Here is a 19,405-nt window from a genome sequence, read left to right as displayed (position 1 = left end):
GTCAGGGAGTGGAGGAAGAAGAAAGATCGATGCGGAACACGTACGCGCTCTCGCCGACCGGCTTGGCCGGCAATTTCAAGTGCAGGCCGTCGGCGCGTTGTTCGAACGGTATCTTTTTGCTGTTGGCCAGCAGCGTCACGCCGCGCACGCCATCGGCCGGCGTGAGCGAGCGGATCACCGCCTCGCCATCGGTCGGCCAGCCGAGCTCGATCGCATACAGCGCGCCATCACGTGTGGTGAAGCGGAAATCTTCGGCGGTGTAGGGCTTGGTCTTGACGTCCTGGAAGGTGCCGCCAACCACTTCGGTCGGGCCTTCGCCGTACACGCGCCAAGGCTTGCTGTCGTAGATCGCGCCGCCGTTGGTCTTGAGCCACTTGCCGATGGCCAGCAGGATGCCGCGCTCGGTATCAGGGATCGAGCCATCGGCCCGCGGGCCGATGTTGAGCATCAGGTTGCCGTTCTTGGCCACCACGTCGGCCAGCATGTGGATGATGAAGGTCGGCGACTTGTAGGTGTCGTTCTCGATGTAGCCCCACGACGCATTGCTGACCGAGGTATCGGTCTGCCAATGGGTGGGATGGATGCCGGTCAGCTGGCCGCGCTCGATGTCCAGCGTGCCGGCGCCTTCCGGGAAGGCGCCGAGCTTGTAGTTCACCACCACGCCGCGATCGGCCTCGGTGCGTGCCGCGCCCTGGTTGTAGTAATACGCAAGCATGGTCGGCAGGCTGCTGCGGAAGGTGGGGTGGGCAATCCACCAGTCGAAATAGATCAGGTCCGGCTGATAGGTATCGATCAGCTCGGTGGTGCGCGCCAGCCAGTCATCCAGCCAGGCCTGCGACACCGGCGTCCAGTCGTTGGCCACATCGGCATCGTCCTTGCCCGGCAGGCGTACCTGCGCCGGGCCGTACAGCGCGGCATAGCGCGGGTCGTTGACGTCCGAGTCGAAGGTGCGCCCGCCGTCGAAGAACCAGTTGTGCTCGGCGCGGTGCGAGGACAGGCCGAAGTGCAGCCCCTGCGCGCGGATCGACCTGGACAACTCGCCCAGCAGATCGCGTTTTGGCCCCATCTTGACCGCGGTCCAGTCCGACAACTTGGAGTCGTACAGCGCAAAGCCGTCATGGTGCTCGGCCACCGGCACCACATAGCGGGCGCCGGAGTCACGGAACAGCTTGGCCCAGCCATTGGGGTCGAACTTGGGCGCGGTGAACTTTGGAATCAGATCCTTGTAGCCGGAGCTCGCCTGCGGCCCGTAGGTCGCCACGTGATGGGCGAACTCCTTGGAGCCTTGCAGATACATGTTGCGCGAATACCACTCGCTGCCGAACGCCGGCACCGAGAACACGCCCCAGTGGATGAAGATGCCGAACTTGGCGTTGTCGTACCACGCCGGCGATTGATAGGCCTTCAGTGCCGCCCAGTCGGGGCGAAAGGGCCCCTTGCGCGCGCCCTGTTCGGCTTCGCGTACCAGCCGTTCGCGTTCGGGTGCGTACTTGGCGGTGGCATTGAGCCACTGCTGGTCGATCTGTTCCGGACTGAGTGTGGTGGCGGTCGGCGCGGTGGGCGATTGCGCGTGCAACGGCAGCACCGGGCAGGCCACCAGCAGAGCGAGCGCGAGCGCACGACTCCTGGGTACAGCTCCGGCGTGGCGGCGGGATGGAGCCGCAAACACGCGGCTATCGGTCGTCATGGGAACTGCACTCCTGTTGAGCAAGACGCGCCGGCAGTGCTGCAGCCGTGCGTGGATGGCAAAAGCGGGACTGGCCATGCTCCCTCAGCGGCGAAGGGGCGTGGCCAGTACCACTGTTTGGTGCATGCAACAACCTGCCGCCGCAGCGCGCAGGGCAAGTCCAAAAAAAAGCGCGCCACCGTGGAGGGGCGGTGGCGCGCCGGTGCTACATCAGAACTTGAAGTTCAGCTGGGCCTGATAACCGCGGCCGTTCTTGTAGAACGCCGTGGGGGTATCGCGTGTGTTGCTGAAGACCCGGTAGGTGGAATCGAGCAGGTTGGTCGCGCCGAAGGTGATGCCCATGTAATCGGTGATCTGGTACGAGGCATTCAGATCCAGCTGCTTGTAGGCATCGGCGAAGTCACGCGATTCCAGCCGGCCGATCTGGGTGAAGTACTTGGAGCGATAGCTGTAGTTCACGCGTACCGTCCAGTCGCCATGTTCCCAGTACGGGATCACGTTGTAGGTGTCGCGCGACAGGTAGGGCAGGTTCAAGCCCGAGCTGGAATCGGATTCGGCGAACGTGTAGTTCGCCTGCAGGCCAAAGCCCAGACCGAAGGTCTGCTGGTAGTTGACCGACACGCCCTTGACCTTGGCATCGGACACATTGACCGGCGTAGTGACCTGATACAGACCGGCAATGGCCGGGGGGGCCGGATTCAGCTGCTGGGAAGTGGTGGTGCTGACGATGTAGGAGCTGATGTCGCGGTAGAACACTTCACCGGACAACATGCTGGACGGAGCGAAATACCACTCGGCCGCCAGATCGTAGTTGGTGGATTCGTACGGCTTCAGATCCGGGTTGCCGCCGTTGGCGGTCAGGTCACCGGTACCGCTGTTGATGGTGAAGGTGCCGGCCAGATCGGCGTAGCGCGGACGTGCGATGACCTTGGCCGCCGAGAAGCGCAGCACGGTATCGTCGGTGATGTCGTAGGCGATGTTGAAGCTCGGCAGCACCTTGCGATAGTCGTTGGTCTCGGCGACACGGTCGAAGTTGGTGCCGCCGTCGTTGCTCTGCCAGAACTCGGACTTGTCGGTGGTGTCGACCAGGCGCACGCCGACGTTACCGCGCCACTGGCCGGACTCGAAGTTCAACTGCGTATAGACGTTCTGGGTGATTTCCTTGACCTGGAACGAGGCACCGAAATCGGTGCGGTACGGACCCTGCGGCTGCGACAACAGATAGTTGCGCACGGCATTGAGGCTGGCGGTCGGCCAGGTGGTCAGGTCGCCGCTGGCGCCCAGGCCGTCGTACAGGCTGCTGGGCGTGCTGCCCGGGTTGAACTGTGTCAGCGAGACCGCGTCGGTGGAGTTGATGCGGTTGCCGCGCGCGTCCACGCCATTGTTGTGGTTGATGTACTTATAGCCGAACTGCAGCTTGGTGAACGGGCCCCACTCAAGGTCGCGCGAGGCGTCCCACTGGAAGTACTTTTCCTCGTCCTTGCTCTTCTGGTACGCGATACCGCCGGCTTGCATGATGCCGGTGTTGGTGCCGGGGATGTTCCCCTGCTGGCCCGGTGCCAGGCCTGCGGGATTACCCGGCAACACCCAGTTCGAGGCGCCGCCGTTGTCGTAGTTCACCGCGGTGTTCTGGCCGTCGAAGGCGTAGTTGTAGCCGCCGTCCTGCATCAGGAACTTCATCAGGTATTCGGGGTTCTTGCCACCTGTGGCCTGCGTGCTGCCGACCTGGCTGGTGAACACCCACTTCTCGCCGGACCAGTCGTGGCGCAGGTTCAGGCTCTTGGTGGTGACGGTGCTTTCGCGATAGTTCGCATCCAGCTGCGCGTACGGTTGCCCGGCGGCGCCATCGCTGACCGTGGCCGAGGTCACTACGCCGTTTTCCACGTTGGCGCTGGTGATCTTCTGGCGGTCGTCATTACATGCCGGGCACACATACCGCGCCTGGCTGAAGTTGTTGTACTTGCCCTTGATGTACAGGCCGGTCAGGTTGAACTCGTTCTGCTCATTGGGCTTCCACTGCAACGCACCCTGCAGGCCGCTGCGTTCGCGGGTCTGCTGGAAGAACGCGCTGCTGATGCCGGCCGGCACGCGGGCGGTGGCCACATCGCTGCCGTCGCCGGTGATGGTGGCGCTGGCCGGAATGCCTTCGCCGGTGGTGTAGCCGAAGTATTCGATACCGGCGCGCGCCAGGTCCTGCTTGTCATGCGTGGCGGAGATCAACGCGCCGAAGGTCTCGTCATCGTTCTTCCAGCTCCACAGCGCCGAGCCGCGCGGATTGCCTTCTTCCGAACGGTCGTTGTAGTTGTAGCCGACCGAGCCGCGGATGGTGTTCTTGGGCAGGTCCAGCGGCTTGCGTGTGTGCACGATCACGGTGCCGCCGATCGAGCCTTCGTCGATGCGCGCTTCCGGGGTCTTGTAGACCTCCATCAGGCCGATGATTTCCGGCGACAGCAGGGTGTAGTTGAAGGTACGGCCGCTGGTGTCGGTCGGGTTGCCGCCCCAGTCGCCCGAGGCGATGGTCTGGCCATTGAGCAGCACGCGGTTCAAGGCCGGGTCGGTGCCGTTGATGCTGACCTTTTCGCCTTCGCCGAACTGGCGATCGACGCTGATGCCCGGCAGGTGCGACAGCGATTCGGCGGCGTTGATGTCCGGGAACTTGCCGATGTCTTCGGCGCTGATCGCATCGACGATCGAGTTGGCCGAGCGCTTGACCGACTGGCTCTTCTCCAGCGATGCGCGGTAGCCGGTGACGGTGATGGTGTCCAGCTCAGTGGTCGCCGACGGTGTGGCGGCAGGAGCCTGTTGGTCTTGTCCGGCAGCCATTGCAGAGCCGGAGCAGTACAGAGCGGCGGTGATACAGAGTGCTAACGTCGTGGTGCGGCTGTGCATGGCTAAACCTCGTTGGTTAGTGCTGTGAGCGCGCCGCCTCTGGAAGGCGTCACGCGCTCGGCGTGGCCGGCAAAACAACACGCCCTGACCGATCGCGGTGACCGCACTGGCGCGCGCCATGAGAGGCGGGTCCAGGTGATTCGCGTGGTAGAGGAGGTGTCCCCCGTGTGGTGAAGCGGTGGAGCGGATGCGACTTCAGCGAGCGAACATCGGGCGATGCCAACTCACGAATCTGGAATGCGCCGACGAGGGAGTCGCCCGTTCTTGAGTACCGAACAGTCCATGGCCCCTCCTGCCAGAACCCCGATTTGGATCGAGTCTCGCGTAGCGTTGACAGCGTTGTCAACACATCGTCACAGATCTCTGAAGCTGCTGCGATTGCGCTGCAATGCAGCATTTCCCGGCGATGCCGCGCAGGGTGCCGCCGCGACCGCGCAGCGCACCAATGCTGTGCCTGCGGTGCGATCGGCTGTTTCTATGGGGATTGGCGCATAGCCCGATACGTTGTCTCGATTTGTGCTGAAATCGTTGCCCGGGGTGCGGATTTTCAGTGGATGATGAAATTGGCGGCATCCTGTTCAAATCGTGATCGCCACGGTTGCGTTACAAGGCGATTACTGACAACGTTGTCTATCCGTGACCGTTCGTCGGATAACGGAAGATGACGCCAGCCCGCGACCACTTATCAGGAGAATGCGTGAGCGCAAGCAGTCCAATGGAAGCGGTGGCCTTTCCACGCCCCGAAACCTTCGTTGCCGCAGACGTTGGCGGGACGCATGTACGCCTGGCGCTGGTGTGCGAAGGCGTCGATCCACGCCAACCGGTCACGGTGCTGGACTATCGCAAGTACCGATGTGCCGATTATCCGGGCCTGGCCGAGATCATGGCCGCGTTCTTTGCGGAGCTGGGCTGCGCACCGGTGATGCGCGGCGTCATCGCCAGTGCCGGTTATGCGCTGGAAGACGGCAGCGTGATCACCGCCAATTTGCCGTGGGTACTGTCGCCGGAGCAGATCCGTCGCCAGCTCGGCATGCAGGCGTTGCATCTGGTCAACGATTTCGAAGCGGTGGCGCATGCGGCCAACTACATGACCGGCAATCAGGTCATGCAGTTGTCCGGCCCGCCGCAGGGCGCGCCGGGTCCGGCGCTGATACTCGGTCCCGGCACCGGCCTGGGTGCGGCGTTGTGGATTCCCAATGGCGCCAACCCGGTGGTGTTGCCGACCGAGGCCGGCCACGCCGCGCTTGCGGCAGCCAGCGATCTGGAAGTGGCCCTGCTGCAGGAGCTGCGTCGCACGCGCACGCACGTGGCCACCGAGCATCTGCTGTCCGGCCCGGGCCTGTTGAATCTCTACACCGCCCTGGCCGCGCTGCGTGGCGTGCCGGTGGTGCACGCCAGCCCGGCCGACGTCACCGCCGCGGCACTGGCTGGCGAGGACATGCTGGCACGCGACGCGCTACAGGCGTTTTGCGGCTTCATGGGAAGCGTGGTCGGCGACATGATGTTGCTCTACGGCGTGCGCAGCGGCGTCTATCTGGCGGGTGGCTTCCTGCCGCAGATTGCCGCGTTCGTGGCTGCAAGCGATTTCGTCGCACGTCTGCTCGACAAGGGCCCATTGCGTCCGGCGCTGGAGCAGGTGCCGGTCAGCATCGTCGAGCACGGCCAGCTCGGTGTGATCGGCGCGGCCAGCTGGTTCCTGCAGCACGGCCGCTGAGTCCTGCGCATCGCCAGGTGCAGCAGCCAGCTGCACCAAACCGATCAACTCCGCATTCCCGTAGGAGCGCACCCGGGCGCGACGAAGCGTGCCCGATAACGCCCGGTCGCGCCCAGGTGCGCTCCTACGAGTCAACGGGGGTGCCGGACCGGCACGCGGTGGACGGGCCTTCAAGACAAGCACGCAGTGGACGCGGCAATGTCGATCGACTCCGCATTCCCGTAGGAGCGCACCCGGGCGCGACGAGGCATTCCCGATAACGCCCGGTCGCGCCCAGGTGCGCTCCTACGAGTCAACGGGGTGACCGGACCGGCACGCGGTGGACGGGCCTTCAAGACAAGCACGCAGTGGAGGCGGCAATGTCGATCGACTCCGCATTCCCGTAGGAGCGCACCCGGGCGCGACGAGGCGCGCCCGATAACGCCCCGTCGCGCCCAGGTGCGCTCCTACGACGACAGCGCGTTATAGATCCCCGAACCGCGACTGCAGCGCCGCAATCGCCGCCAGCCCCGCGGTTTCGGTGCGCAAGATGCGCGGTCCCAGTTGCAGGCCGCTGAAACCGGCCTCGGCGAGGATCGTGCGATCGCGCGGCGACCAGCCGCCTTCCGGGCCGATCGCCACGATCACATGCGGTTGCGCACCCAGCGCCAGGCTGCCGAGGCGATGCTCGCCGTGCGGGTCCAGCGTCAGCCGTAGTGCCTGCGGGTCGCTGGCTCGGGCCGCCTCCTGCAGGCCGTGCGGCGCCGCGATCGTGGGAACGCGTGCACGCCCGGATTGTTCGCAGGCCGACACCACCACGCTGCGCCAATGCGCCAGGCGTTTTTCCATGCGCGCCGGGTCCAGCTTGACCTCGGTGCGCTCGGCGTTGACCGGTACCACCGCCGTCACCCCCAGCTCGGTGGCCTTCTGCAGGATCAGGTCCATCTTCTCGCCGCGCGCGATGCCCTGGATCAGGGTGATCGACAACGGCGATTCGTTGCACAGCGGCTCGACCCGGTCCACCACTGCGCGCGCCTCGCGTTTGCCGGCCAGGGTGATGCGCGCGTGGTAGTCGCTGCCGTCGCCGTTGAACAGGACGCAGGCATCGCCCTCGCGCAGCCGCAGCACGCGCAGCAGGTGGTTGGCCGAGGCTTCCGGCAGCGTCAGCTCCTGGTCGCAGTGCAGCGGCAGTGCCACATGGGAACGGGTCAGGCGCATGCAACGGCCTCCTCGATGGCGTGGCGGGTGGTCGCCGCCAACAGCGCAAGTTGCGCGTCGTCCACGCAGTACGGCGGCATCCAGTACAGCACGTCGCCGAGTGGGCGCAGCACCACGCCCTTGTCCAGTGCGGCGCGATAGGCCTTCAGGCCCACCCGTGCCGCAGACGGGAACGGCGTGCGCTTGTCGCCGCCCTGCGTGAGTTCGAAGGCCACGATCATGCCGGCCTGGCGCACGTCCGCCACCGCGGGGTGTTCGCCGATCTGCGCCGCAAGCGCGCTCATGTGCGCGGCGGTGCGCTGGTTGCGTGCAATCACGTCGTCGTCTGCAAAGATCTGAAGGGTCGCCAACGCGGCCGCGCACGCCAGCGGATTGCCGGTGTAGCTATGCGAATGCAGGAACGCGCGCTCGCGCGAGTCGTCCAGGAATGCGTCGTACAACTGCTGCGTGGCCAGTACCGCCGACAACGGCAGGAATCCGCCGGTCAGTCCCTTGGACAGGCACAACAGGTCGGGCATGACCCCGGCCTGTTCGCAGGCGAACAGGCTGCCGGTGCGGCCGAAGCCGGTGGCGATCTCGTCGGCGATCAGGAACGCGCCATGCGCATCGCACAGCTCGCGCGCACGGCGCAGGTAGGCCGGGTGATACATGCGCATGCCGCCGGCGCACTGCACGCGCGGCTCCAGGATCAGTGCGCAGATTTCCCCGGGCGATCGTTCGAACACCGCCTGCAGCGCGTCGGCCGCCTGCAGTGCGTAGTCCTCCGCGCTCTGCCCAGGTTCGGCCAGGTAGGCATCGGGCGAGGGCGCAAAGATCGATTCCAGCAGCAACGGCGCATACACGCGCCGATACAACGGAATGTCGCCGACCGACAGCGCGCCGATGGTCTCGCCGTGGTAGCCGTTTTCCAGCGCGACGAAACGCGTGCGGCGATGCTCGCCGCGGTTGTGGAAATAATGGAAGGCCATCTTCAAGGCCACTTCCACGCCGGCCGAGCCGTTGTCGGCATAGAACACCTTGGACAACGGCGCGCGGCCGGCCTGGCGCGGCGCGATCGCCAGCAGGCGCTCGGCCAGCTGCACGGCGGGCGCATGGGTGAAGCCGGCCAGCATCACCTGCTCCAGTTCGCCAGCCTGGCGCGCGATGGCTGCGCCGATGCGCGGCTCGCTATGGCCGAACAGGTTGGTCCACCAACTGCTGACCGCGTCCAGGTAGTGGCGACCGTCGTGGCCGATCAGCCACGCACCATCGCCACGCGCGATCGGCACCAGTGGCAGTGTGTGCGGGTGTTCGCGCATCTGCGTGCAGGGGTGCCACAGCACCTGAAGATCGCGTTGTCGCCAATGTTCGTCAGCTTGGGAGGCTGCCGGGTCTGCTAGGATTTCGGGTTCATGAACATGTCGATGCATACGCCTATTCTATCGGTCGGCTCCGCCGCTGCGTGCTGCGCATGAGCCCGCGCCTGCCGACCATCCACAAGATCACCGATCTGGGTGACGGGCCGTTCCGTCGCCAGCAGCTGGATCTGGAGTTTTCCAACGGCGAGCGTCGCCTTTACGAGCGCCAGCTCAGCCAGGGCCACGGCGCGGTGGTGGTGGTGCCGATGCTGGATGCGCAGACCGTGTTGCTGGTGCGCGAGTACGCCGCCGGCGTGCATCGCTACGAGCTGGGCCTGGTCAAGGGCCGCATCGATGCCGGCGAAACGCCGGAGCAGGCCGCCGACCGCGAACTCAAGGAAGAAGCCGGCTACGGCGCGCGCCAGGTGCAGGTGTTGCGCGCAATGACGCTCGCTCCTACTTATATGAGTCACCAATCCTGGTTGGTGCTGGCGCGCGACCTCTATCCCGAGCGCCTGGTCGGCGACGAGCCGGAAGAGATGGAAGTGGTGCCCTGGCCGATCGCCCGTCTGGACGACTTGATGCTGCGCGACGATTTTTCCGAAGGCCGCTCGCTGGCCGCCTTGTTCATTGCGCGCGAGTGGCTGGAGCGCAACCCATGATCCGCATTCCGATGGAACTGCGCGAAACCGTGATCGCCATTGCCCGCGAGGCGGGGGCGGCGATCATGGATGTCTATGCGCAGGATTTCGCAGTGGAGCTCAAGGACGACGCCAGCCCGTTGACCCAGGCCGACCTGGCCGCCAATCGTGTCATCGTCGACGGCTTGCGCCGGGTCACCCCGGATGTGCCGGTGCTGTCGGAAGAATCCGCGCACGTGGCCTGGGAAGACCGGCAGTTCTGGACCAGCTACTGGCTGGTCGATCCGCTCGACGGGACCCGCGAGTTCGTCAAGCGCAACGGCGAGTTCAGCGTCAACATCGCACTGATCCACATGGGTGCGCCGGTGCTCGGCGTGGTGCAGGCGCCGGTCGATGGCCGGGTCTGGTATGCCGCCCGGGGCGAGAATGCCTACCGCCGCGATGGCGATCGCGACGAGATGCTGCATACGCGCACGCCGGCGGCCACGCCGCTGCGGGTCGCCGCCAGTCGCTCGCATCGCGACGCGCGCACCGCCGCCGCGCTGGAGCGCATGGGCCAGATCGATGTGGTCGCGCAAGGGTCGTCGTTGAAGTTCTGCCGCATCGCCGAGGGCGACCTGGACGTGTATCCGCGCTTCGGCCCCACCTCCGAGTGGGACACCGCGGCCGGCCAGTGCGTGCTGCATGCCGCCGGCGGTGTGCTGCTGGCCGGCGGCACCGGCAAACCGTTCCGTTACAACCGCCGCGACACCTTGCTCAATGGCGATTTCATCGCGCTGGGCGATCCCAATCTGCCGTGGCGCAGCTGGCTGGTGTGAGCAGCGCTGGCGGCCTGCGCGCTCGCCGGATGGCTCCGGTGGCGGCGCGTAGTGCCAACGCCGTCATGTCCGGCGCAGTGCTTCCCCATCGCCTGCCATCAGCTGCTACGGCACGTGCCGGCGGCATCGCCTTGGCACGCCACTCAGCTGCACCACACCTATCAGGAAGACACCATGTCTGAGTCCCCGCCGACCGGCGACATCCAGCGCTTGCTGCAACTGATGGCGCGTCTGCGCGATTCTGAGCATGGCTGCCCGTGGGATGTGGAGCAGACCTTCGCCAGCATCGCCCCGTACACCATCGAGGAAGCCTACGAAGTCGCCGACGCCATCGACCGTAACGACCTTGCGGGTCTGCGCGACGAGTTGGGCGACCTGCTGCTGCAAGTGGTCTTCCATTCGCAGATGGCCGCCGAGCAGGGCGCATTCGGATTCGCCGAGGTGGTCGCCACGCTCAGCGACAAGCTGGTGCGCCGCCATCCGCATGTCTTCGCCGAACAGCGCGCCGACGACGCGCAGGCGGTGAGCGCCAACTGGGAGCAGATCAAGCGTGCCGAACGTCGCGCAGCGGGCCATCAGGACGACTCCGCACTCGCCGGCATCGCACGCGGCCTGCCGGAATGGCAGCGCTCCACCAAGCTGCAATCGCGCGCGGCACGGGTCGGCTTCGATTGGCCCGGCCCGGCACCGGTGCTGGAGAAATTGCAGGAAGAAATCGAAGAGCTGCGCGTGGAGTTCGCCCGTGGTGCGGTCGCCGACAACCAGGCACGGCTGGAAGACGAACTCGGCGATGTGTTGTTCGTCTGCGCCAACCTGGCGCGCCATGCCAAGGTCGACGTGGGAGCTGCGCTGCGGCATGCCAATCTCAAGTTCGAGCGCCGCTTCCGCGCCATGGAGGCGCAGGCACAGGCGGATGGCACCGCGCTGGCCGCGCTATCGCTGCACGAGCAGGAAGCGCTGTGGCAACAGGTCAAGCGCGGCGAACGAGGCAGCGCTCCATCCATTCCCGACCAACCGGGCGCCGGGCCGCCTGTCACTGCCACGCCGGTGCGCAGCGGTCGGGCACCCGACATCTCGGCGCAGCAACAGGCCGATGTCGACACGCAAGGCCTGGACAGGTCAGGCCGCGCGTGAATTTCGCACCGACCACGCTGGTGCTGTTTGCCGCCACCGCGGTGGCGGAGCTGGTCGGTTGCTACCTTCCTTATCTGTGGCTGCGCAAAGGCGGCAGCATCTGGTTGCTGCTGCCGACGGCGTTGAGCCTGGCCATCTTCGTCTGGTTGTTGAGCCTGCATCCCGATGCCAGTGGGCGGGTGTACGCCGCCTATGGCGGGGTCTATATCGCCAGCGCACTGCTGTGGCTGTGGTGGGTGGACGGAGTGACGCCGACGCGTTGGGATCTGCTGGGCGCCGCCTGCTGCCTGCTTGGCATGGCGATCATCATGTTCTCGCCGCGCAGCGCCTGATTGCGTACGCGCGCCGGCGTCTGCGCGGCGCAAACCACGGCTGCCTGCTCGGTGCGGTGGGACGCAATGAAGACCAGGTGCCCGGGGTGGCGAGCCACCGTGGCACTTGCGTGGCCGCGACCGTAGACGCCGACGGTCGCGCGCGACGGACAGGCGGGCAGGCGGACAACTGCTTCATCGCACGCAATAGGTGGAGGCGTTCAAGGCGTTGGCCACCGCGGCCAACCGACAGGGCGCAGCCGCGCACTGCCGCGCGCTGCGCCGTTCCCCCAAGCGCGGCCGGGCGGCGATAATGGACCTCTTTCCCTTGGACCGGTGCGCATGACCCAGAAGACCATCCTCAACGACACCCATCGTGCGCTTGGCGCCAAGATGGTCGACTTCGGCGGTTGGGACATGCCGATCCACTACGGCTCGCAGCTGGACGAGCATCACCAGGTGCGTCGCGACGCCGGCATGTTCGACGTCAGCCACATGACCGTGGTCGACCTGCACGGTCCACGCGTGCGCGCGTTCCTGCGCTACCTGCTCGCCAACTCGGTGGACAAGCTCAAGGTCTCCGGCAAGGCGCTGTACACCTGCATGCTCAATCCGCAGGGCGGGGTGATCGACGACCTGATCGTCTACTTCCTGCGCGAGGATTTCTTCCGCCTGGTGGTCAACGCCGCCACCCGCGAAAAGGACCTGCAGTGGATCGGCGAGCAGGCTGCCCGCTTCGAGGTGCGTGTGGAAGAGCGCGGCGACTTTGCGATGATCGCCGTGCAAGGCCCCAACGCGCGCGCCAAGGTGATCGAACTGGTGGATCCGGCCGATACCGCAGCGGCCAGCAAGCTCGGCCGTTTCGCAGCGCTGCAGACGCGCTCGCGCAAGGGCGTGGAGCTGTTCCTGGCGCGTACCGGCTACACCGGCGAAGACGGTTTTGAAATCGTGTTGCCGCAGGAGGCCGCAGTGGGGTTCTGGAACGCGCTGCTCGCGCAGGGCGTCAAGCCGGCCGGCCTGGGCGCACGCGATACCTTGCGCCTGGAAGCCGGCATGAATCTCTACGGCCAGGACATGGACGACACGGTCAGTCCATACGAGGCCGCGCTGGCCTGGACGATCGCCCTGGACGAAGGCCGCGACTTCGTCGGTCGCGCCGTGCTCGAGTCGCAAAAGGCGCAGGGCGCACCGCGTCAGCTGATCGGTGTGGTGATGGATGAGAAGGGCGTGCTGCGGCATGGCCAGACCGTGCTCAGTGCCAGCGGCGAAGGCGAGATCCTGTCCGGCACGTTCTCGCCCACCCTCGGCAAGGCGATCGCATTCGCGCGCGTGCCGGCCGGCAGCATCGACGACTTGCGTGTGGACATCCGTGGCAAGCAGGTGCCGTTGCGCGCGGTGAAGTTTCCGTTCGTGCGCGACGGCCAGGCGCAGCCCGGCGTCCTAGGCGACTGAGTCAAACGCTGCCGGGCAGGTCAACGTCCGGCAGCGTGCAGCATCCATCGCCGCCAATCGGCCGGCACGCGCGTGCACCTGTGTTGTCGTGCGGTCTAAACTAGCCACCTGTCCCCAACCCATCAGTTTCCCCGGAGCACACCCATGAGCGAGATCCCTGGCGACCTCAAGTTCCTCAAATCCCACGAGTGGGCCCGCGTCGAAAGCAGCGGCCGCGTGACCGTCGGCATCTCCGACCATGCGCAGGGCTTGCTGGGCGACTTGGTCTACGTCGAACTTCCGGGCGTCGGCGACACCGTGCAGGTCGGCAACGGCGCGGCGGTGGTGGAGTCGGTCAAGGCCGCCTCGGACGTCTACAGCCCGGTCAGCGGTACCGTCGTCGAGGTCAACAGCGCACTCACCGACAAGCCGGAAACCATCAACGAGGACGCCTACGGCGATGGCTGGATCTTCGTGGTCGAACTCGACGACAAGGAAGAGCTCAACGATCTGCTGTCGCCGGACGACTACGCCGAGCTGCTGGAAGACGACGCGCACTGACCTCGCTTCGCACGTCGCACCAAAAAATCCGGATGGCCGCTCGTTGGAGCGGCCATTTTTTTTGCCTGCGCGGCGGTGGCAGCACGCCGTCCCCGCCTGGCGATGGCGTGCGCGTTGCCGATCGGCGTGCAACCGGCCAGCGACGGCCGTCGATCGCAGTCCAGGTGTTTGTCGATGTTCGACAGCGACGACCTCGCCAGGAACATGCGCGCGCAACATCGTCGAGCACGACGCAACTGTCGCGGTGTCGGATTTCTGGCGTGAGCCAGTCGTGAGGAGAGGGCGTGCAGCCGGTGAAAAACGGTTGCCGCATCGCGTGCATCCAACCTCGGACACGGTGTGCAACGCATGCCGTTGGCAGCGCATGCCGATGCACATACGGGGCGAGAACGGCGCAAGAAGTTTGCGCATTTCTGCTTGTGCGACGCCTTGAGCAAGGTTGGCGGATAAAAAATTTTCAGCTGGCGGACAGGCGGCGCGCGCGGCGGCGACCACGCCTGCGCCGCGACGTCGGTGCAGTGGGGAGCATCACGCTTGTTTGCCTCGCTAAAAAAAAACAGCACAAAAGAAGTGCTTTTTTGAAAACGTCGTTGCACCACTGCATGCGAAGGGCAGCTGCGCGTGCCATCGCGCGGCGTCTTGGGACCACCTCGACAGGACACATCGCCACCAGGTGTCGAAAAAAAAATGCAAAAGAGTGTTGACAGTAAAAAAAAGCGTGATTAGGTTTCGCCCAGCAGACGTTGCTGCGAAAGAGAGTGAGCAGAATCGACATCAAGCCGACACGCTTGTTCCCGATGTCCACCAAAGCGTTATCCACGGTGGAGTTGGGTCCGCTTCTCTCCAAGAAAGCAGCAGTCGCTCCGATCACGCACCCGCGTCGCTGTCTGATGCGGGTGTTTCTGTATCCGTCCCGTCGCGCATTACCTGCGGACGGTTCCCGACGACGGCGTGCCGTTGCGGGGTTTGCTTCAACTGGGCGTTTCACCTCCATAGTTCACTGACGAGGAGCCAATTACATGGCCACTGCAAAAGCTGCGAAAAAGAAACCCACTGCCAAGAAGGCAGTGAAGAAGACTGCCGCCAAGAAGGCAGTCAAGAAGGTCGCCAAAAAGGCAACCGCCAAGAAGGCAGTGAAAAAGACTGCTGCCAAGAAGGCCGTCAAGAAGACTGCAAAGAAGGCAACCGCCAAGAAGGCAGTGAAGAAGACTGCAAAGAAGGCAACCAAGAAGACTGCCGCCAAGAAGGCAGTGAAGAAGACTGCAAAGAAGGCGACCAAGAAGACCGCCGCCAAGAAGGCCGTCAAGAAGACCGCCAAGAAGGCAGTCAAGAAGACTGCGAAGAAGGCCGTTGCCAAGAAGGCGACCAAGAAGTCCGCCACCAAGAAGACTGCCGCCAAGAAGCCTGCTGTGAAGAAGGTCGCCAAGAAGAAGCCGGCCGTTCGCAAGAAGAAGGCCGCTCCGGTCGCGCTGCCCGCAACCCCGGCGCCGCTGATCTGATCTGCAGTACCCGATCGCCGTAGATATCGAGCTCTCTCCCCGACGCCCAGCGGGGAGGGAGCTTTTTTATTGGCTCCCCCACGGCGGCCATGATCCGGTGAGTGCCGGTCGCGCGCAGACAGTCGCAGTCCATCGCCATCCGGTACCAGGGTGACCTGCTCGGGCCGCGTGGCACGACATAACGCCAGCAGGCCTGGACAACCGTCGCGCGGTGGCGCAAACGCATTGCGATCGCCACCCAGCGCATCGCGCGCTGCTTGGCGGGATGCCAGGCCGGGTAACTGTGCCTATCGCCGCACTGGCTCCACTGGCCATTCTCCACTCGCTACTCGCCGCTCGCTTTCCCTGGTCCAGTGCTGCTGGTGGACTCGGCTGCTGCGCCGCCCACGCAACGGGCCATCGTCTGTCCCGACCGGTAGTGCCGCCATCTCTTGGTGTCGCGCTGATGTGTCGGTCAGTGCGAAGCGGGAGAGATGCACTCGGTCGCATCGCGCGGAAGGTGAGTTGTCCGCTCGCTTCTTGGCTAGCTCCTTTGCGCGCACGCGACAAGGTTGTCCAGGCATGCGTTGACCATGACCGGTAGCCATGGCGATGGAGCGATGGTTAGCCTGCCGGCCACTGATGTCGAAACGCTCGACCCGGTCCCGCTGCGGGCCAGAAACAACACAGGCGGCCGAAGCCGCCTGTGTGCGAGAGCGCAGCAAGCTCCGCTTAGCGCGGCGATGCCACCGACTTGCCGGACGAGGCACCCTTGCCGGCAGGATCGGGACGCTCGGCCAGCATGTTCTCGCTACCGAAGTCGCCATTCACGTCGATATCCAGCCAACGCTTGGCAGGCAGGCCCAGCGCACGGTCCAGGATGGTCGGCAACATGCCGGAGGGCAGGCCGCTCTCGCCGTTCCACATGATCGCGATGCCGAGATCGCGCTCGGGCAGCAGCGCGACCAGGCCGCGGTAGCCCTGCACCGCGCCGGCATGGAAGACGACCTGGTGGCCGGCGTAGTCGAACACGCGCCAGCCCAGCGCGTAGCTGGCAGCGTCCACACGCTCGTGGCGCCAACCCGAGCGCATCTCCCCTGGCGTGGAGATCAGCGGCGCGTGCAGCGTCGCCAGCAGCGGCGCAGGCAGCACGTCGGTGCGGTGGCCGGTGTGCGCGAGCAGCCACTGCGCCATATCGCTGGCGCTGGCATTGACGCCGGCAGCGGGAGCAAGACGGTAGTAGGTCGGCTTGGGCGTCAGCGACACCCAGCCGTTGCGGCTGCGCACGTGCGGGCGCGCCCAGCGCGGGCTGGCCTGGATACCGGCCAGTCCCATGCTCGCATCGTTCATGCCCAGCGGCTTGAAGATGCGGCGCTCCACCGACTGCTCGTAGAAGCTGCCCGATGCAGCGAACACCACATCCCCGACCAGGCTGAAGGCCACGTTCTGGTATGCATAGCAATCGCCCGGGGCGCAGCGCAGCGGCGCGGCGGCCAGCTTGTGACTGAGCGAGTAGTAGTCGACGTTGGATTCGATATCGTTGTCGTAGGCATTGCGGGTCAGCCCGACGCGATGGCTGAGCACCTCGGCGACGGTGAGTTGCCGGGTGGCGACGTTATTGCTGAGCTGGAAGCCGGGGACGTAGTCCACCACCTTGCTGTCCCAACGCAGCACGCCGTCGTTGACCAGCAACCCGGCCATGGTGCCGGCAAACGCCTTGGACAGCGACGCAAGACGGAACACGGTGTGGGCATCGACCGGCTGCGGGTGATTGACGTCGGTGACGCCGTAGCCGCGCGCGCTGAGTACCTTGCCGCCCTGCACGATGGCCATCGCCATGCCGGGCAGGCGATTGCCGTAGGTCAACTGGTTGGCCATCGATTCGAACGCGGCCACGTCGAAACCGGCCGCCGGGGCAAGCACCTGGCTGGCCGGGAGCGATGCACGGTATTGCAGCGGAGCGGTGGGCGACTGCACGATGGCGGCCGGCTGCAGCGCAGAGGCAGCGGGCGCGGGTGTCTGTGCGGTGGAAGAGAGGGCCAGAGGCAATAACGCCCCGAGCAGCCCGATGGCCAACGGTCGGAACCGTCGGCGCCTGCGCATTTGAGTCATGGTTGTCCCGCCTGTTCCGCTGCCTCCGATGATTCTAGCGCCGCGCTTCGCAATAGCACAAACTGCCGGAAGATGAATGGGCATCATATTGATCCTATTGACGATTTTAGGTTCATAAATCGGCCTGCGCGTCGCCTTTCCAGCGCCGCTGGGAGCCCGTGCGGAAGTAACTGCAAGCAGCGTGCCTGCTCCAGCCGCGATCGATTTGCTGCGTCCTGCCCGCTGCTGCTGGTGATGCAGCGCGGCATCGGCTAACTTGCGCGCTTGTTTCGCGGGGTGCCGCCGCTGCCATGTCCTTGCTGTCGCGCCCGTTGATGCGAGCGAGCTTCACCCTATGACCAGCCCATCTTCGCCGCGCTCGGCGGCTGGCCGTTTGAACGCTGCGCTGCGCAGCTCGCCGCCGCTGGCATGGTCGTTCCTGTACTTCTTCTGCCTGCTCAGCGGTTACTACGTGCTGCGCCCGGTGCGCGAGGCGATGAGCGCGTCGGCGGATGTCGAAGCGATCTTCCCCACCGGCATGATCGCCTTCTTCGCCGCGCACGGCATGCCGCTCAAGGACTTCACCCTGCAGGTGCTGTTCACCTGCACCTTCCTGATCATGGTGCTGCTGCAGCCGGTCTACGGCGCGCTGGTCAGCCGCTATCCGCGCCGGGTGTTCCTGCCGGCGGTCTATGGCTTCTTCATCGCGACCCTGCTGCTGTTCTATGTGTTGTTCGACAGTGGCGTGCCCGGGCGCGGCATGGCGTTCTTCTTGTGGGTGACCGTCTTCAACCTGTTTGCGGTGGCGGTGTTCTGGAGCTTCATGGCCGACGTCTTCAGCAATGCCGAAGCGCGCAGCTACTACGGTTATATCGGTGCGGCCGGCACGCTGGGTGCGTTTCTCGGGCCGATCCTCACCCGCACCCTGGTCGAACGCATCGGCATCGCGCATCTGATGCTGGTGTCGGCCGGCTTTCTGGCGGTGTGCGTGGTCTGCGTGCTGCGCCTGCGCTTATGGGCGGTTGCGCGCGAGCAGCAGCGACAGCTGGGCTCCGGTGAAGTGCCGATGGGCGGCGATGTGCTGGGCGGGCTCAAGTTGATCGTGCGCGAGCCGTTGCTGCGCTGGCTGGCCTTCATGGTGTTGTTCGGTGTTGGCGTCGGCACCTTGCTCTACAACGAGCAGGCGGCGCTGGTACGGCGGCTTTACAGCGACGCGGCGGCGGCCACCGCCTATTACGCGAGCATCGACCTGGCAATCAATGCGCTTACCCTGGTGCTGCAGCTGCTGGTGACGCGCGCGCTGTTGTCGCGTTTCGGCATCGCGCCGGCGCTGCTGATTCCGGGCGTGGCGATCATGTTGGGCTATGCCGTGCTGACGGCCTCGCCGTTGCCGATGATGCTTGCGATCGTGCAGGTGATCACCCGCTCCAGCGAGTTCGCCCTCGCCAAGCCGGCGCGCGAGACCTTGTACACGCGGGTGGATCGGCAGTGGCGCTACAAGGCCGGTGCGGCGATCGACACCGTGATCTACCGCGGTGGCGATCTCACCTTCGTCTGGGTGCACAAGCTGGTGTCGGCCTTCGGCTCCAGCGCAGTGTTCGGTGTCGGCCTGCTGGTGGCCTCGTGCATGACCCTGGGCGCGTTCGGCCTGCTGCGCGAGGCGCGCAAACTGCCCGCAGAGCGCGATGCGGAGACTGGCAATCAGGTCTCTGACTAGGAGCGGTCAACAAGCGGCCTGGCTGCGGGGCCCTTGCCCGCCCACCCTCGCGGGACACGCCGCAAGTACGTCCTTGTAGGCTCTTACGCGGCATCCATGCCGCGTAAGGTCCCGCGACGGTGGGCGGGCAAGGACCAGTCGAGATGGTCGGTGCGCACAGGCAAGCAGGGCATGAACGGCGTGTCCCGCAACCGGAGAGGGCACTGCGTGCTCGGCTGACTGAGCTTTTGACCTTGGCGGTGGGCTGCACCTAAGCGATGCCGCTGTTTGAACTAGCCGCGTTTGCCTTTGGGCGAGCGTGGCGAGCAGATAGATCAGGTGTAGAGCGCTTGATCTGCACCTTGGCTGCAGCACTTGTGCCCGCGCAACAACCATCGCAGGACACGCCGCCGATGTCCG

General features: G+C 65.4%; 14 protein-coding genes and 1 pseudogene. 9 read left to right on the top strand and 6 right to left on the bottom strand.

Annotation, left to right across the window (positions count from 1 at the left end; genetic code table 11):
- Position 1: 1 nt before the first annotated feature.
- Positions 2-1,687, bottom strand: a complete 1,686-nt coding sequence (locus tag EO170_RS16110) for an alpha-L-fucosidase (RefSeq protein ID WP_126946447.1) — start codon at positions 1,685-1,687, stop codon at positions 2-4.
- A gap of 210 nt (positions 1,688-1,897) precedes the next feature.
- Positions 1,898-4,576 (bottom strand): TonB-dependent receptor, encoded by a 2,679-nt coding sequence (locus tag EO170_RS16105; RefSeq protein WP_126946444.1) that lies wholly within the window; start codon positions 4,574-4,576, stop codon positions 1,898-1,900.
- 715 nt (positions 4,577-5,291) lie between these two features.
- On the opposite strand from EO170_RS16105, the gene EO170_RS16100 reads away from it, so the two are divergent.
- Complete coding sequence (locus EO170_RS16100; protein ID WP_180497031.1) at positions 5,292-6,290, top strand: glucokinase family protein; 999 nt, start codon at positions 5,292-5,294, stop codon at positions 6,288-6,290.
- 462 nt (positions 6,291-6,752) lie between these two features.
- On the opposite strand, the gene EO170_RS16095 is transcribed toward EO170_RS16100, so the two are convergent.
- Both EO170_RS16095 and bioA read right to left on the bottom strand, forming a co-directional pair.
- The gene (locus EO170_RS16095) at positions 6,753-7,487 is read right to left on the bottom strand and encodes a 16S rRNA (uracil(1498)-N(3))-methyltransferase (RefSeq protein WP_126946441.1); all 735 of its coding nucleotides are present in this window, start codon (positions 7,485-7,487) and stop codon (positions 6,753-6,755) included.
- The gene (gene bioA / locus EO170_RS16090; RefSeq protein WP_126946438.1) at positions 7,478-8,896 is read right to left on the bottom strand and encodes an adenosylmethionine--8-amino-7-oxononanoate transaminase; all 1,419 of its coding nucleotides are present in this window, start codon (positions 8,894-8,896) and stop codon (positions 7,478-7,480) included. The genes EO170_RS16095 and bioA overlap by 10 nt, the downstream gene beginning before the upstream one ends.
- Before the next feature lie 41 nt (positions 8,897-8,937).
- On the opposite strand from bioA, the gene nudE reads away from it, so the two are divergent.
- The 7 genes from nudE to EO170_RS16050 all read left to right on the top strand — a co-directional run bounded on the left by nudE (position 8,938) and on the right by EO170_RS16050 (position 15,219).
- Complete coding sequence (nudE, locus tag EO170_RS16085; RefSeq protein WP_164739160.1) at positions 8,938-9,486, top strand: ADP compounds hydrolase NudE; 549 nt, start codon at positions 8,938-8,940, stop codon at positions 9,484-9,486.
- Entirely contained in the window at positions 9,483-10,283 is an 801-nt protein-coding gene (gene cysQ / locus EO170_RS16080) for a 3'(2'),5'-bisphosphate nucleotidase CysQ (protein WP_104582985.1), read from the top strand. Before nudE ends, cysQ begins: the two co-directional genes overlap by 4 nt.
- 174 nt (positions 10,284-10,457) lie before the next feature.
- Positions 10,458-11,417: a nucleoside triphosphate pyrophosphohydrolase gene (gene mazG / locus EO170_RS16075; RefSeq protein WP_343134526.1), complete on the top strand. Its 960-nt coding sequence runs from the start codon at positions 10,458-10,460 to the stop codon at positions 11,415-11,417.
- Complete coding sequence (locus EO170_RS16070; RefSeq protein WP_104582986.1) at positions 11,414-11,749, top strand: YnfA family protein; 336 nt, start codon at positions 11,414-11,416, stop codon at positions 11,747-11,749. The genes mazG and EO170_RS16070 overlap by 4 nt, the downstream gene beginning before the upstream one ends.
- Before the next feature lie 321 nt (positions 11,750-12,070).
- Positions 12,071-13,180 carry a glycine cleavage system aminomethyltransferase GcvT gene (gene gcvT, locus EO170_RS16065; RefSeq protein ID WP_104648200.1) on the top strand — a complete coding sequence of 370 codons (1,110 nt, stop codon included), beginning with the start codon at positions 12,071-12,073 and terminating at the stop codon, positions 13,178-13,180.
- A gap of 144 nt (positions 13,181-13,324) precedes the next feature.
- Positions 13,325-13,720, top strand: a complete 396-nt coding sequence (gcvH, locus tag EO170_RS16060; RefSeq protein ID WP_104533961.1) for a glycine cleavage system protein GcvH — start codon at positions 13,325-13,327, stop codon at positions 13,718-13,720.
- Between the two features lie 1,019 nt (positions 13,721-14,739).
- Entirely contained in the window at positions 14,740-15,219 is a 480-nt protein-coding gene (locus EO170_RS16050) for a hypothetical protein (protein ID WP_039519650.1), read from the top strand.
- Between the two features lie 128 nt (positions 15,220-15,347).
- On the opposite strand, the pseudogene EO170_RS16045 reads toward EO170_RS16050, so the two are convergent.
- Both EO170_RS16045 and EO170_RS16040 read right to left on the bottom strand, forming a co-directional pair.
- A pseudogene (locus EO170_RS16045) lies at positions 15,348-15,452 on the bottom strand (pyridoxine 5'-phosphate synthase); the annotation flags it as partial.
- A gap of 478 nt (positions 15,453-15,930) precedes the next feature.
- The gene (locus tag EO170_RS16040) at positions 15,931-17,274 is read right to left on the bottom strand and encodes a serine hydrolase domain-containing protein (RefSeq protein ID WP_206514024.1); all 1,344 of its coding nucleotides are present in this window, start codon (positions 17,272-17,274) and stop codon (positions 15,931-15,933) included.
- Between the two features lie 370 nt (positions 17,275-17,644).
- On the opposite strand from EO170_RS16040, the gene EO170_RS16035 reads away from it, so the two are divergent.
- Positions 17,645-19,006 (top strand): MFS transporter, encoded by a 1,362-nt coding sequence (locus tag EO170_RS16035; RefSeq protein ID WP_126944987.1) that lies wholly within the window; start codon positions 17,645-17,647, stop codon positions 19,004-19,006.
- Positions 19,007-19,405: the final 399 nt, after the last annotated feature.

It is taken from the genome of Xanthomonas sp. BRIP62409 (assembly GCF_003992965.1).
GTDB lineage: Bacteria > Pseudomonadota > Gammaproteobacteria > Xanthomonadales > Xanthomonadaceae > Xanthomonas > Xanthomonas euroxanthea.
The sequence above is the reverse complement of the archived record's forward strand: the minus strand, read 5'-3'. Positions and strand labels throughout refer to the sequence as shown.

Coding starts and splice junctions, on each gene's coding strand:
- EO170_RS16110 (WP_126946447.1), bottom strand. CDS start 1,687: ATGACGACCGATAGCCGCGTGTTTGCGGCTCCATCCCGCCGCCACGCC.
- EO170_RS16105 (WP_126946444.1), bottom strand. CDS start 4,576: ATGCACAGCCGCACCACGACGTTAGCACTCTGTATCACCGCCGCTCTG.
- EO170_RS16100 (WP_180497031.1), top strand. CDS start 5,292: ATGGAAGCGGTGGCCTTTCCACGCCCCGAAACCTTCGTTGCCGCAGAC.
- EO170_RS16095 (WP_126946441.1), bottom strand. CDS start 7,487: ATGCGCCTGACCCGTTCCCATGTGGCACTGCCGCTGCACTGCGACCAG.
- bioA (WP_126946438.1), bottom strand. CDS start 8,896: ATGCATCGACATGTTCATGAACCCGAAATCCTAGCAGACCCGGCAGCC.
- nudE (WP_164739160.1), top strand. CDS start 8,938: ATGAGCCCGCGCCTGCCGACCATCCACAAGATCACCGATCTGGGTGAC.
- cysQ (WP_104582985.1), top strand. CDS start 9,483: ATGATCCGCATTCCGATGGAACTGCGCGAAACCGTGATCGCCATTGCC.
- mazG (WP_343134526.1), top strand. CDS start 10,458: ATGTCTGAGTCCCCGCCGACCGGCGACATCCAGCGCTTGCTGCAACTG.
- gcvT (WP_104648200.1), top strand. CDS start 12,071: ATGACCCAGAAGACCATCCTCAACGACACCCATCGTGCGCTTGGCGCC.
- gcvH (WP_104533961.1), top strand. CDS start 13,325: ATGAGCGAGATCCCTGGCGACCTCAAGTTCCTCAAATCCCACGAGTGG.
- EO170_RS16050 (WP_039519650.1), top strand. CDS start 14,740: ATGGCCACTGCAAAAGCTGCGAAAAAGAAACCCACTGCCAAGAAGGCA.
- EO170_RS16035 (WP_126944987.1), top strand. CDS start 17,645: ATGACCAGCCCATCTTCGCCGCGCTCGGCGGCTGGCCGTTTGAACGCT.